12 protein-coding genes are annotated in these 14124 nt (G+C 43.4%); 6 read left to right on the top strand and 6 right to left on the bottom strand.

Features of this window, described 5'->3' with window-relative positions; all coding sequences use genetic code 11:
- Nucleotides 1-24 precede the first annotated feature (24 nt).
- The 4 genes from IEV39_RS08440 (at nt 25) to gyrA (ending at nt 5858) form a co-directional block, all read left to right on the top strand.
- Nucleotides 25-864 (top strand): helix-turn-helix domain-containing protein, encoded by an 840-nt coding sequence (locus IEV39_RS08440; RefSeq protein ID WP_005284501.1) that lies wholly within the window; start codon nt 25-27, stop codon nt 862-864.
- An 87-nt stretch (nt 865-951) separates the two neighbouring features.
- Complete coding sequence (locus tag IEV39_RS08435) at nt 952-1914, top strand: MBL fold metallo-hydrolase (protein ID WP_371873696.1); 963 nt, start codon at nt 952-954, stop codon at nt 1912-1914.
- A 212-nt stretch (nt 1915-2126) separates the two neighbouring features.
- Complete coding sequence (locus IEV39_RS08430; RefSeq protein WP_005284507.1) at nt 2127-2783, top strand: hypothetical protein; 657 nt, start codon at nt 2127-2129, stop codon at nt 2781-2783.
- A gap of 345 nt (nt 2784-3128) precedes the next feature.
- On the top strand, nt 3129-5858 hold the full coding sequence (gene gyrA, locus IEV39_RS08425; protein WP_005284510.1) for a DNA gyrase subunit A: 2730 nt from the start codon (nt 3129-3131) through the stop codon (nt 5856-5858).
- A gap of 25 nt (nt 5859-5883) precedes the next feature.
- Here the strand turns inward: gyrA and IEV39_RS08420 are convergent, their stop codons facing one another.
- The 4 genes from IEV39_RS08420 to IEV39_RS08405 are packed head-to-tail and all read right to left on the bottom strand — an operon-like array spanning nt 5884 to nt 10799.
- Nucleotides 5884-6996 carry an ABC transporter permease gene (locus tag IEV39_RS08420; RefSeq protein ID WP_005284513.1) on the bottom strand — a complete coding sequence of 371 codons (1113 nt, stop codon included), beginning with the start codon at nt 6994-6996 and terminating at the stop codon, nt 5884-5886.
- Nucleotides 6993-8123, bottom strand: coding sequence for an ABC transporter permease (locus IEV39_RS08415; RefSeq protein WP_005284515.1), 1131 nt, complete (start codon nt 8121-8123; stop codon nt 6993-6995). Before IEV39_RS08415 ends, IEV39_RS08420 begins: the two co-directional genes overlap by 4 nt.
- Before the next feature lie 3 nt (nt 8124-8126).
- Nucleotides 8127-9290, bottom strand: a complete 1164-nt coding sequence (locus IEV39_RS08410) for an HlyD family secretion protein (protein WP_005284518.1) — start codon at nt 9288-9290, stop codon at nt 8127-8129.
- A gap of 12 nt (nt 9291-9302) precedes the next feature.
- Nucleotides 9303-10799, bottom strand: a complete 1497-nt coding sequence (locus IEV39_RS08405) for a TolC family protein (protein WP_005284522.1) — start codon at nt 10797-10799, stop codon at nt 9303-9305.
- Between the two features lie 348 nt (nt 10800-11147).
- On the opposite strand from IEV39_RS08405, the gene serC reads away from it, so the two are divergent.
- Nucleotides 11148-12227 (top strand): 3-phosphoserine/phosphohydroxythreonine transaminase, encoded by a 1080-nt coding sequence (gene serC / locus IEV39_RS08400; protein WP_005284525.1) that lies wholly within the window; start codon nt 11148-11150, stop codon nt 12225-12227.
- 76 nt (nt 12228-12303) lie between these two features.
- Here serC and IEV39_RS08395 read toward each other — a convergent pair whose 3' ends face one another.
- Both IEV39_RS08395 and IEV39_RS08390 read right to left on the bottom strand, forming a co-directional pair.
- Nucleotides 12304-12447, bottom strand: coding sequence for a hypothetical protein (locus tag IEV39_RS08395; RefSeq protein ID WP_004771301.1), 144 nt, complete (start codon nt 12445-12447; stop codon nt 12304-12306).
- Nucleotides 12448-12482: 35 nt separating this feature from the next.
- Nucleotides 12483-13421: a hypothetical protein gene (locus IEV39_RS08390; protein WP_005284526.1), complete on the bottom strand. Its 939-nt coding sequence runs from the start codon at nt 13419-13421 to the stop codon at nt 12483-12485.
- A 230-nt stretch (nt 13422-13651) separates the two neighbouring features.
- On the opposite strand from IEV39_RS08390, the gene IEV39_RS08385 reads away from it, so the two are divergent.
- Nucleotides 13652-14122 carry a YaiI/YqxD family protein gene (locus IEV39_RS08385; protein WP_005284529.1) on the top strand — a complete coding sequence of 157 codons (471 nt, stop codon included), beginning with the start codon at nt 13652-13654 and terminating at the stop codon, nt 14120-14122.
- Nucleotides 14123-14124: the final 2 nt, after the last annotated feature.

The following is a 14124-nucleotide window of genomic DNA, read 5'->3' as shown; positions in this document are numbered from 1 at the left end:
AGGGCGTTTTTTATTGGATAGATGATGAATATTGATTCTGCTGCTACGATGGATGCACAGCATTTACATGGTTCGCTGGTCAGCTTGGCACGTGCAGATATGGCGCGGGATTACTTATGTATTCGGGCGAAAAAACAGCATGGGCTAGCGAATATTCAAGTGAACCAGTTGCATATGGGCATGATTCTGCATGGGCAAAAACAATTAACGCTGCATCATCAACAGGTGAATCTCAGTGCGGGTGACCTGTTTATTATCAAGCCCGATACTGTTGCCGATACCGTCAATATTCCAGATCCGGAAACGGGCGAATATCTAACCATTCTGGTGCCGATGTGTGAAGAGGTGATTCAGGCTGCACAGATGATCTGGGCCAAACCGATTACCGATAAAACAGAAGCAATCTTACGGTTTTCAATCCATGATTTTGCCCCTCATCTTCTAAGCTGGCAAACCGCTTTATTTGAACAGGATCTGGTCAAGGCACGTTTGTCGATTGCAGCGATACTGGTGCAGCTATGTCAACAGCAGTGTTCCGATGTATTGATTGTTCCTGCTCCACAACTCTCCAAACGAATTTACCAGTGGGTGCTGGAGCAACCACAACATGCATGGCAATCCAGTGAAATTGAGGCGCGCCTAGGTTTAAGCAGTGCCACATTGCGGCGTAAACTCAGTCAGGAACAGACTTCTCTAAGAGAAATCATTACCCGTGCTAGGCTTGCCTATGCACTGGAGTTGTTGTATTCAAACAAACTGCCGATGAAAACGATTGCAGCGAAGTCCGGCTATCAATCGGTTACGACGTTCCGTGCCCGATTCATACAGCGTTATCAGGTTGATCCTAACGTTTTAGCTTTGTAATTATCCAGATTGAGCGATTCACGTCGATGATTGAGCGATTTTGAACACTAGAAATACTTAGAGTTAAATCAATCCAATATCGAGGTGATGGACGTGAAATTATTGAAACCGATCCTGATTGCATTATTGTTTAGTGCAGCTACGGTCCATGCTGAATCCAGTCCCCAGCTCAAGCAGGTCGCAGGATATTTTTTACAACCGATTGGAAATCTGAAAGTGACGGCGCTGTTTGACGGCGAACTTGGCTTGCCTCGTAGCGATTTGCTGGGAATTTCATCGCAAAAAGCCAACCGGTTATTTGCTCAGAATTTTGTACCTGTCGATGAGCACAATCAGATCGTGACTGACTTTTCGGCTTATCTGGTCCAAACTCCGACCCAGAATATTTTAATTGATGCTGGCACGTCCCAATGCTTTGGCCCAAGCTTGGGACATGTTCCGGAAAACCTGAAAAAGGCAGGGGTACAACCCGAGCAGATTGATACGATTTTGATTACCCATGCCCATCCTGATCATTTATGTGGCATTAGCTTAAACGGAAAAATGCTCTACCCAAATGCCAGGGTATATCTGGCCAAAGCGGATGTGGACTATTGGACATCAGCAGAGAACGAAGCAAAAGCCACGGATTTCTTCAAACCTTTATTTAAAATGACCCGCGATGCATTACAACCTTATCAGCAGGCAGGACAGTTGAATGCCTTTACCAAAACCTCTTTCCATGTGCCCAATGTACAACTGATCACCACGCAGGGGCATACCGACGGCCATTCCTCATATCTGGTGGATGGACAAAATAGACAAAAATTTTTGGGACTGGGGGATGTGGTGCATTATGCTGCGGTGCAATTTCCTTATCCCGAAGCCAGCTATAAACCGGATACGGATTCCCGAAGTGCTATTGCAGTGCGTAAACATATCTTTGAACAAGCCTATCAGCATCAATGGTGGATTGGCGCTGCACATGTGGCTTTTCCTGGCATTGGTCATATCGGCAAGAATGCGCATGGCTATCAATGGATTCCAGCCCAATATCGCCCAGAACAGTGAAGGGTGGCTTTGATTTTTTCTTTGCGGATAGAAGCTTCAAGCTTATGAGACAGAGCGTTTCCTTTATGCAACGATACTGTTTCTAATTAACATACTGATTTAAATCGTATTAATTTAAGTTTTTCTTAATGGTTAATTTCAATCAAGCTAAAAGTGTACTGATTAGTACACTTTTGTTAGACTTTTATTTTCGCTGATTTTTTTGTTGAATAATGAAGTTAGATTTCCGCTTAAATGGCGTTGTATTGTTTTTATTCTCCCTTTTATCTCTTACCGCTTTTCTAGCCATTGCCCAAAGTGCTGTACTGTTGACATGGAATGTCCATGTCCTGGAAGCCTTTCAGGCCATTGTGTTGTTGGCTTGTGTTCCGTTCACCTGGTTCTATGTCAAACCCAAGACCTTAACTGAGCAGAAGAAATGGTTCTGGATCTGGGCCATGGCGTGGTGGTTGATGTTCTTTGGACGAAGCATTAGTTGGGGTCGTGATTTTTTTCCTGAAGTTCCGCATGTCTATTATCGGATCATTTCAATTTTTGTGATTGCACCTGTGGTTCTGATGCTGTTTTCTCCGCACTTAAGAGCTGAAATCAAGTATAAGTGGCAACAGCTCAAGTTGCCGTTCTGGTATTTACTGATTGCGATTTTGTCATTATTTCTGGCGGATAGTATCGAGCATCATCGCTTTATTGACACCTTGTCGCTCAGTAATCATGCGAATCAGGATATCGTGGAAGAGCTCTACGAAAATCCATTTATCTTGGCGCTGTTCTGTTCTGCTTTTTATTTTATGCAGCAGGATCGGGTGACTGAACAGGACAAGCTTATGCCGGCGATGCAATCAGAGCTTTCTCCCAAGCCCTATCAATAAAAATAGAGACTTTTTAAACGGTTTAGCTCGGGGCTTAACCGATACAGAATTGCGCTCAATCAGCGACTTTTGCAACAGGTTTTGCTGCTTTTTTATCCAAACCGCTGAGCAAAGTATTTTTATCGGCGCTTTTCTGTTTTTAGTAATTTTAAGTCATTCATTTATATATCCTTTTTATTGTAAAAAAATGCTATTTTTGCAGGCTTAAACTTACCGTTATTTTGTGCTTTATGCTATAATTTTTCGCTGTATTTTTTATTTTAGTTCAAGTCTTTGAACTGAATTTTTGCAAGATTGAAGACATAAAAACAGGTACAACTCTCTACCTGTAAACAAGGAGTATGCATGAGCGTATCGGAAATCAGACCGATTGCCATTGAGGACGAACTCAAGCATTCATATCTAGATTACGCGATGAGCGTAATCGTATCTCGTGCATTGCCAGATGTGAGAGACGGTCTAAAACCTGTTCATCGTCGCGTATTATATGCGATGCACGAATTGGGCAATGATTATAACAAAGCGTACAAAAAGTCTGCTCGTGTTGTCGGTGACGTAATCGGTAAATATCACCCGCATGGTGATAGCGCAGTATATGAAACAATCGTTCGTATGGCGCAGGACTTTAGTTTGCGTTACATGCTGGTGGATGGTCAGGGTAACTTCGGTTCGGTCGATGGGGATAGCGCGGCAGCAATGCGTTATACCGAAGTTCGTATGCAAAAGCTCACCCATGAAATTTTGGCCGATCTGGAAAAGGATACGGTTGACTGGGAAGATAACTACGACGGTTCCGAGCGTATTCCTCAGGTGATGCCAACGCGTATTCCAAATCTACTGATTAACGGTACGACTGGTATTGCAGTGGGTATGGCGACCAACATGGCGCCACACAACATGACCGAAGTGGTCAATGCATGTCTGGCGTATGCCAATAATCCGAATATTTCTGTAGAAGGGTTGATGGAGCACATCACGGGCCCGGATTTCCCTACAGGCGGTATTATTTACGGTAAATCGGGCATTGTAGATGCCTACCGTACCGGTAAGGGCCGTTTGCATATTCGTGGTAAATATCACTTCGAAGAAGACCAGAAAACAGGTCGTACCACGATCGTCTTTACTGAAATTCCTTATCAGGTCAACAAGGCAAAAACCATTGAGCGTATTGCTGAGTTAGTTAAAGAAAAGAAAATTGAAGGTATTTCTGAGCTTCGTGACGAGTCTGATAAAGAAGGGATGCGTATCGCCATCGACTTGAAACGTGGCGAAAATGCAGAAGTTGCAGTGAATAACCTGTTCTTGCATACTCAGCTTCAAAACTCGTTCAGTATCAACATGGTCTGCCTGGATAATGGTCAGCCGAAGTTGATGAACCTCAAAGATATTATTGCGGCATTTATCCGTCACCGCCAAGAAGTTGTGACGCGTCGTACCATGTACGAACTGCGTAAGGCGCGTGAGCGTGGTCATATCTTGGAAGGTTTGACCGTTGCCTTGGCTAATATTGATGCCATTATTGAGACTATCAAGACTTCTGCCAATCCGGCTGAGGCGCGTGAGCGTTTACAGGCTGGCGAATGGGCAGGTGGCGGTGTGGTTGCCTTACTTGAAAAAGCAGGCGCGATTTCTGTTCGTCCAGACGAGATTGAAGGCGAAGATCCGGCACGTCCATTTGGCTTGTCAGGTGATATTTATCGCTTGTCACCAACTCAGGTTGGCGCGATTCTAGAATTGCGTTTACACCGTTTAACGGGCTTGGAACAAGACAAGTTACACGCTGAATATACTGAAATCTTAGGCCAAATTGCTGAATTAACAGCGATTCTGAATGACTTCAATTTGTTGATGAACGTAATTCGTGAAGAGCTGGCGTTGATCTTGCAACAATATGGTGATGGCCGCCGTACTGAGATTGTCGAGTCTGGTGTTGATTTCTGTCGTGAAGACCTGATTCCTGAAGAGCAAGTTGTATTGACTGTGTCTCAAACCGGTTATGCGAAAACCCAACCGCTTTCTGATTATCAGGCGCAACGTCGTGGTGGTCGTGGTAAGTCTGCCACTGCTATGAAAGATGATGACATCATCCAGCATTTAATTGTGGCGTCGAACCATGCAACCGTGCTGTGCTTTACCGATGTCGGCAAGGTATATCGCTTACGCGTATTTGAAGTGCCGCAAGCCTCTCGGGGTGCCAAAGGTCGTCCAATTATCAATTTACTTCCTCTGGAAGCGAATGAAACCGTTACTGCTATTTTACCGTTGACTGAATTCCCTGAGAACCATTATGTATTTATGGCGACTGCATCAGGTACGGTAAAACGTGTTGAACTGGCACAATTTAGCAATGTCCGTTCAAACGGTTTACGCGCAATTGAGCTAAATGAAGAAGATACCTTGATCGGTGTTGCGATTACCGATGGTAACCAGCAGATCATGCTGTTCTCGAATGAAGGTAAGGCGATCCGTTTTGCTGAAACTGATGTTCGTGCGATGGGTCGTACCGCCAAAGGTGTGCGTGGTATGCGCGTCAGCTTCGCCAGCAACAGTATCGAAGCTGAAGATGCCGATGTTGAAAATGATGACAGCGATGACAATGATGATTCATCAGATTCAAATGTCATCAGCCGTATTGTTTCGCTTGTAGTTGTACCTGAAACGGGTGAAGTGCTGTGTGCATGTGCCAACGGTTATGGTAAACGTACACCGGTAGATGACTTCCCGACCAAGAAACGTGGCGGTAAGGGTGTAATTGCGATCAAGACCAGCGAACGTAATGGTGAGCTAGTGGGTGCAGTATCGATTGATGAAAGCAAAGAACTGATGTTGATTTCTGACGGCGGTACATTAGTACGTACCCGTGCTGCTGAAGTGGCAACCACAGGCCGTAATGCGCAAGGTGTACGCTTGATCCGCTTAAGCGATGCTGAAACCCTTGTGGGCGTGGTTTCGATTGAAGCTGTAGAAGATGACGAAGAGTTAGATGCTATAGATGAAGTTGAAAATACCGAAGCTGAAACAGTGACTTCTGAAGAAGTGGTTGCTGAGCCAAAAGATGATGCGCCTGAAGCGTAATCATTGAGGTAATAAAAAAGGAAGCTTATGAGCTTCCTTTTTTTATGGGTTGCATCATTACTAAACGGTAATAAGAAATTGCCAGTAAAATTGCAGCGACAGTAGCTAGATAAATTAGTTTTGGTACCACAATTGAGGTCGGGACACCCATTTGATTGAGCTGGACAAACATCTGGACACCATGCGTTGAAGGAAATATCCAGGCCAACCATTGCATCCAGTGCGGCATGGCTTCGTGAGGCCACGCTGTGCCAGTCAGTAAGAACAATGGAACAGAAGTCACCACAATCAGATGCCCAACCCGTTCAGGCATATCCACCAGTGAACCGAGCAGCATGCCTAAGCCAATCACACAGCTGACATAGATTGGAACGGCCAGAAGCATGCCCCAGAAGTTTCCGCCGTGTGGAAATTCATACAACCAGAAGGTAAAGCCGAATAAATATAGACAGCTAAGGCAACCGGTGGTAAAAATGGCGGCAAATGTGGCCCAGAATTCAACCGGTTTTGCGACCCAGCCCTGTTCACGGTAACTGGCAATCAGCATGGCAAGACCCAACACAATAGTCTGATGAATGATCAGGCTGGCCACAGCAGGGAAGATATAACTGCCATAACCTGACATGGTATTGAATAAGGGAATCTGATGAATCGAAAGTTCTGGTTCGAAAGCAGAGGCATTACCGAATTTCTCTAAATGTTCTTTCAGGGTGTATTCGATTGAGCTTGCCAAACCTACGCCAACTTCTTTGGTCCGAATAAAATAGGCTGTACTCAAGTACAGGCCAATGCCGCCCATTTCCCCGCGTTTCAAGCTATTGGTGAGGTTCTCGGGGAGTAACAAGATACCTTCAGCTTGCTGGTTCTGCACCATGTGCTGTGCTTCCAGAAAATTATCCGTCACCGTGGTGATCTTGATATGCGGACTATTCGACGTCTGACTAATGATTTTTGAAGTCAAAATGCTTTGTTCTTCGTCCACAATCACAATCGGAATATCTTCTGCGGTTTGTGCTTTATAAGCGGTTGGGTAGAAGAAGCTATACAGCAGGGTTGCTGCAATCAGGGTGGTGAATACCGAATTATTGGCAAAAATATTCTTAAAGGTCTGTAGGTAATAGCTGAAAAATGACTTCATGCGCTCAGCTCCTGAGTATTTTTCTTCAACAGACGCACGCTTAACGCAAAGAATAAGCTCGCGAAGACCAGCAAAATAGCAAAGGGAACCACTGAGACATGCAGATCGCTGCCGATAATCCACTGTTCGGTTTGCAGCTTGGCATAAGGGGTATAGGGAATAATCATTGACCAGAACTGGGTAAATGCAGGCGCATTGTTCAAGGGTAAGGTAATTCCTGAGAAGCTGGGTGAAGAACCACCATAAAGAGCAATAAAACCAAAGGTTTTAGGTAGGTTTTGGGTGGCGAGTACCACGGTGCTGCTGATCACAGCATAGGAAAAATACAGTAAAAATTGTGCTACCAAAATCAGCGTGAGTGAACCTGCAATGAAGTAACCGCGGATCTGTGCTAACCAGAACATCCAGCACCAGGTCCAGGCACAGAAAATAAAGACATAGAGCAATATTTTACCGAGTAGGCTGGAAACCACTTGTTTGGAACTGACCCATTCACCCACTGTTTTGCGCTTAAACTCTTGCCCTATGGCAAAAGCCACGCAGCAACAGAGCAATAAGTGTAAAACGGCTGGCACCATAAACGGTTCAAGAAATAACTCATAACTCATGCTTGGGTTATATAAGGTCGAGATCTTGATGTGTGGGGTGGGCATGTCCAGATAGGGGATCGTATTGGACAGATAGCTTTGTCCCATATATTCCGCCATGCCATTCAGGGTGCTGATCAGCATGGCTGAGGAAATGGTATTCCCGATACTAAAAAATGACTGGTTATAGGCGATACTGATTTGTGCATCTTGGGCTTTGACCAGCCGTTGTTCAGCACCTTCGGGGATCATCACGAATCCCCAGGCTTCGGTTTTGTTGATCAGGTGTTCGGCTTCATCCTGACTGGCGGTAATGGTCTTGACCTGTAACGTATGGTTCAGACTTAAGCTACGAATCACCTTACGGCTCATTTCACTCTGGTCCTGGTCAATCACTACAATGGGCAGATGCTCAGCCTTACCGGCTGAAAACATACTGCCAAACAGCAAAATCACCAGCAATGGGGCGATAACCGCCATAAACAGATCGACTTTATGGCGTTTGAGATAGCGTAATTCCCGAAGCATGACAGCAAACATCGGTTATTTGGCCTCTTCGATTTTGAAGAGTACGCTCATACCGACTTTTAAATCTGGAATGCGTTGCTCGGGCACCAAATGGAATTTAAAGCTGCGGATGTCATAACCACCAGTTTGACGCGTGGTTTTAATGGTTGCAAAATCACCTTCGGCATCAATGTTTTTGACTTTAAAAGTGACTTTCTGGTTTAAAGCCGGAATAAAACCTTCAATGGTTTTCATTTGATACACAGCGCTGTACATGTCTTCGCGGACATTTAAGCTGACCCACAAATCGTGGTCTTCGATAATACTGACCACAGGCACGCCTGTTGCGACTAACTCAGTCGGTTTACCATAGGTCTTAGAAACAGTTCCGTCAGTTGGTGAATACAGTTTGGTTTCTGCTGTTAATGCGTTGGCTTCTTTGACTGCCGCTTGTGCCATCGCAACTTGTGCATCTGCAGTCGATTTCTGTTGTTCGGTACTACCACGTTTGGCACGGGCATACTGTTGATAAGAAGCTTCGGCAGTTTCACGTGCAGAGGTCTGTGCAGCCCGCATTTCATCGCGACGTTGACGAGAAATCACCCCTTGCTGATAAAGGGTTTCACCACGTTTATAGGTGGTTGCTGCCAATTCTGCCTGGGTTTTCATGGCTTGCCAGTTGGCATACAGGGTCTCAATATTTTCTTGTTGAGCACCACGATACACAGTGGAATGGAATGCAGTTGCACTTTGTAAAGCTGCTTGAGCCTGTTCTTTTTTCGCTTCAAGTTCCGGGCTAACAAAACGAACCAGTGCCTGACCTTTCTTAACCGGCTGGCCTTCAGAAACATAGAACTCTTCGATACGACTAGGTACTTTGGTGCTGATATGCACGGTTTCTGACTCAACCCGACCTTGCAACTCAATAGCTTGCGGTTGATAGGCTTTCCACAAGCCAAAAGCGATTAAACCCAAAAGTAGAATCAAAATAATCAGGCCGATGATTTTTGCCTTGCCTTTTTTAGCTGGCTCGTTCGGTGGCTGGGGTGTATTGGAATTTGATGTCTCAGGTTGTGGCTGTGCAATTTGCTCAGTCGCGCTCACTTGTGCTTGAGCAGATTCAGACGCTTGCGTTTCAGTCTTGTTGTCCACTTGATTTTTATCGCGTTCTGAATTGGATGATGATTGATCTTGGCTCATAAAATTCTCCAATTAACGGATATAGTCAGTACGTGGTTGATGAACATACAGCTTGAACTCATCAATCGAGCCATAGCTTTGTAAAAGTGTTGCTAAAGATAAAATGTATTTATATGAATTAAGCGCCATTTCACTTTTTAAAGCACTGAGGGCATTTTGTGCATCAATCACTTGTGTCGCCGTGCCCATACCTTCCTTAAAGGAAAGCTGCTGGATACGTAAGTTTTCTTGTGCCGCTTTGGTGTTTTGAACCAGCAATTGATGGCTATTCTGTGAGGAACTTAATTCGCTATAAGACTTATACAACACATTTTCGACTTCCTGCTTGGTGCGTTCGGTCATCAGTTCGGCTGCATACTTTTTAAGTTCGGCTGCCCGGATATTTTTATTGTTATCGATGCCCGAAAATAAATTGTATTTTGCCATGACGCCGACAATCCAGTTCTCTTTGCTGTCCAGTCCATATTCACCAAAGGCAAAAACACTCGGTTTTTTGGCTGACTGCTGAACCTTGACATTTTCATTGGCCAGTTGGGTATCCATTTGCAGCTTTTTAATCAGACTGGAATTCTGATCATAATTTGCCAGCATTTTATCCAGAGAATGGTTTTGTGTATTATTCACAAACAGCGGCGTAGTGAGATTTAAACTTTCTCTGGTTTTAAGCAAATTTTGCAGGCTAAACTGACTGGCTTGTAAGTTCGATTGAGCATTTTGATAGCTACGTTGCGCATTATTACGTGCTACCTCAAATTGCATGCGCTGGCCCTTATTAATAAAGCCTTGCTTCTCCAGTTTAAGAGCATTGTCATAATGTTCCTGCATGGCATTTAAATTAAACAGGCTGGCATTGAGTAATTGCTGCTGTAATTGCACATTAAAATAAGACTGGATCATCTCAAAACGTTGCGAGTCTTGTTGTTGTTTTTCGCTAATGTTTGAGCGTTGTGCCTGAATGGTGGCAATCTGTTTGGCGCTGCTAATTTTACCGCCGGTATAGAGCGGCATCACCATGGAAACTGAGGTACGCACATCATGGTCTTTAACCGTAACATCGACATTGTTCGGCACCTGATTCAAGCCTTCACTTACGGTTTGATCAAATCCCTGACTAACCTGATCAATCACTTCAGGCGGTAATACATTTCCCCATTGCGATAATTTGTCATCAAAACCACGGGTCAGCGAATTTTCCAGTCGTCGTTTGCTTGATCCTAAAGGCACGCTGGTTTCACTATGAAATGAATAAGCACGGGCATTTAAATCAATACGGGGAAGGCCCAAGTTTTTAACCGCTTCCATCTCAAGTTGTGAAGCTTGTTGCAGAGCTTGTTGGGCTTGGGAGGCATAGGCATTTTCGACCACATACTGTTCAGCCTCGCTATAGCTGAATGTCTGGGCCCATACAGAAGATGAAAATAAGGCACAGCTGATCAGGCTTATACTCAAGCTTAACATTTTGGGAAAGCGCTTGACCTTGAAATCCGGTCGGTCATGTTGTTTCAACATCAGGTTATGTCGCAATTTAATAATATCCTGCGTTAGTCTAAATTCTTTTTATAAAATTAAAATATTATGTTTTTAATTAAATAGTTATATGGCTCAGATTGGTGTAGTGAATTTGTAAAAAGTAGAGTTTTTAATCTAAATAAAATGGTGAAAAACCGGGACGTTTTAGGTTCGGGAAAAGGGCTGGCAAGTTTGGCCTAAAATAATTGTAATGACAAAACATGATTGAAAAATTAATACTTTTTTTGCAGTCAAATTGAAATATTTACTGCATAAGCTGCTGCAAGCTTCGCCAATCTATGATTAAATTCCCATTCCAATTTGTTCCACTTTAACAAGGGAAAACTCATGCGTGCTTATAATTTCTGCGCTGGTCCTGCTGCATTACCTACTGCCGTTTTAGAAAAAGCTCAACAAGAATTGTTGAATTGGCAGGGCAAAGGTCTGTCGATCATGGAAATGAGTCATCGTAGCAATGACTACGTTGCCGTGGCAGAGAAGGCTGAAGCTGACTTACGTAAGCTCATGAACATTCCAGAAAACTATAAAGTACTGTTTTTACAAGGTGGGGCATCCTTGCAGTTCTCGGCGATTCCGCTGAACCTGTTAGGTAAAAATAACAAGGCAGACTATATCCATACCGGCATCTGGTCTGAAAAAGCGCTAAAAGAAGCGAAACGCTATGGCGATATTAATATCGTTGAAGCGGGTACGCTTATTAATGGTAAACATGCGATCACTGAACAGAGTACTTGGAATCTGTCGAATGATGCAGCCTATGTGCATTATGCAGATAATGAAACCATTGGTGGTTTGCAATTCGCAGCTATTCCAGATGTGAATGCACCGTTGGTCTGTGATTATTCATCTAGCATTTTGTCTGCACCATTGGATGTCAGCAAGTTTGGTCTGATTTATGCCGGTGCGCAAAAAAATATCGGCCCGGCAGGTTTGACCATTCTTATTATTCGCGATGATTTACTTGACCAAGCCAAGCCGGAAATTCCAAGCATCTTGAAATATGCAGACCAAGCCAAGAATGGTTCAATGGTCAATACCCCGGCGACCTACGCATGGTATTTATCAGGTCTGGTATTTGAATGGTTGCTTGAGCAGGGTGGAGTAGATGCCATCTATAAAGTGAATCAGGAAAAAGCCAAGTTATTATATGGTTATATTGATTCGAGTGACTTCTATAACAATCCGATCGCAGTGCCAAACCGTTCAATGATGAATGTACCATTTACCTTGGCGGATGAAGCACTTGAAAAGACTTTCTTGCAAGAAGCTGAACAGCATCACTTATTGAACTTGGCAGGCCACCGTTCAGTGGGAGGCATGCGTGCAAGTATTTATAATGCCGTCCCGTTAGAAGGTGTACAGGCTCTTGTTAACTTTATGGATGATTTTGCGAAACGTCATGGTTAAGCCATAAATAGCAGTTAAAATAAAAGCCCTCATCATTGAGGGCTTTTATATATATGAATAAGGGTATGGGCAAAAATCAGAAAAAGCCAATTTGATGAAAAATAAGTGCTGCTAAGAACATACCGAGTAAGAAAAAGCAAAAAGCACCAACATCAAGTTTAAGACCTTGATCACTCGAATGAATCAGACTGGTGGTTGTTTGTTCTGGTATAATTTTCATTAGAACGCCTAAAATGCCATTTATGTGATTTTTTGTCACTCAAGAGCAGTTTTAGCATAAATATTGGCCTGAATCCATAGGTTGCCACGAATATATTGGCCAATGTTAAAGTTTCTATACAATTGGTTTTTAGTGGCAATACGAATCAGGATTGCTGGTAAATCATCTTCTAAAACCAGGGTTACGTCATACAGGGTATATTCATCCTGCATAAACTGCATTTGAGTTTTACCAACAATATTACCCTGGAACCAGGCTTCATCTTCCTGACCTAAAGTTTCACCAAATAAATAAGCCACCATTTTAGAAAAGTCGACCGTGACAGGTTCTTGATCTTCTGGTGTTTTTGGCTGCCACTCATTAATCAGTTCCTGTAAGTTTTCAGGCGCTACACCATTATGTTCTGCCAAAATTGCATTTAAAGCGCGATGATGTTTAATCGAAGCAGGATCGTCTACAATGATTTTCTCATCTGCAGCCACTGCTTCCAATTCATAGGCCCAAGCATTAAATTGAACTTTATAGCTTTGATTTTTGTCATATTGACAGCTATTTACACTGAATAGATTATCAAAGGCATAAATGGTGGTATCTTTATTTAAATTTAATCGTAATACGGCCTGAGTGGCAGAATCACAGGTAATAATTCGCTCAATTTTAGCATCATATTTATACGGGCTTTCGAAACTTGGAAAAGCAGTTTTTAATGCACGTGGTTTCTGGTCTTCAACCGCAATGATCTGGTTAATCGAAACAGATTCACCGCTTGGGCCCTGAATCAACCAGAATGCCTGATCCATCTCATGTTCATCTTCACATAGCCCCATTGGCATAACCGGTGCATCAAGGGCCAGTCCTAACCATTTGGGAACATCAGTTTCGGGTGTATCTGTCAATAAGTTCCAATGTTCGACATGATTACCGAAATTTTGATCTTGAATTTTAATGATTTCTGGACTGTTTTGATTTTTCATAAAGCGAGAGGCTAAAAAGATTGAACTTATTCTATTAAATCGAGGGTAACCGGGATATTTCAAGTCTGAATCTGTAATTCTCTAAAATTTATTTTAATTTTTAAGCTGATATCAACCTCTACTCCAGTCGAAGCAAATGAAAAAATGCATGGGATGACCGCCGCTTTGTTAACTCTACTTTTCCCGTAATCTGCTACACTAGTCTTTTCTTCTCAAGAGTTTTCGTCAACGTGCTGCCATTTAAATTGTGGGTAGATGCTGATGCTTTACCTAAAATTTTACGTGAAGTGATTTTACGCGCATCCGATCGTTATCAACTTGAAGTGACCTTTGTCGCCAACCAGAATGTCGGTATCACCCCATCCATGCGGATTAAATCCATTCAGGTGATGAGCGGGGCAGATCAGGCGGATCAGGAAATTGTGGAACGTATGCAAGAAAATGACATTGTCATTACACAAGATATTCCGCTGGCGGCGCAAGTAATTGAGAAAGGGGGAATTGCCATTCACCCCCGTGGTGAGATCTATACCACGGCCAATGTAAAAGCACGTCTCCATCTACGTGATTTTATGGATACCTTACGTGGGGCTGGGGTACAGACCGGTGGGCCACCACCGATTTCAGAACGAGATAAACGTGAATTTTCCAGTTCTCTGGATCAGACCATTTTAAAACAAAAACGAAAAACAGCATCTTGAGT

Source organism: Acinetobacter courvalinii, assembly GCF_014635545.1.
Taxonomy (GTDB): domain Bacteria; phylum Pseudomonadota; class Gammaproteobacteria; order Pseudomonadales; family Moraxellaceae; genus Acinetobacter; species Acinetobacter courvalinii.
This window is presented reverse-complemented; position numbering and strand designations above follow the sequence as displayed.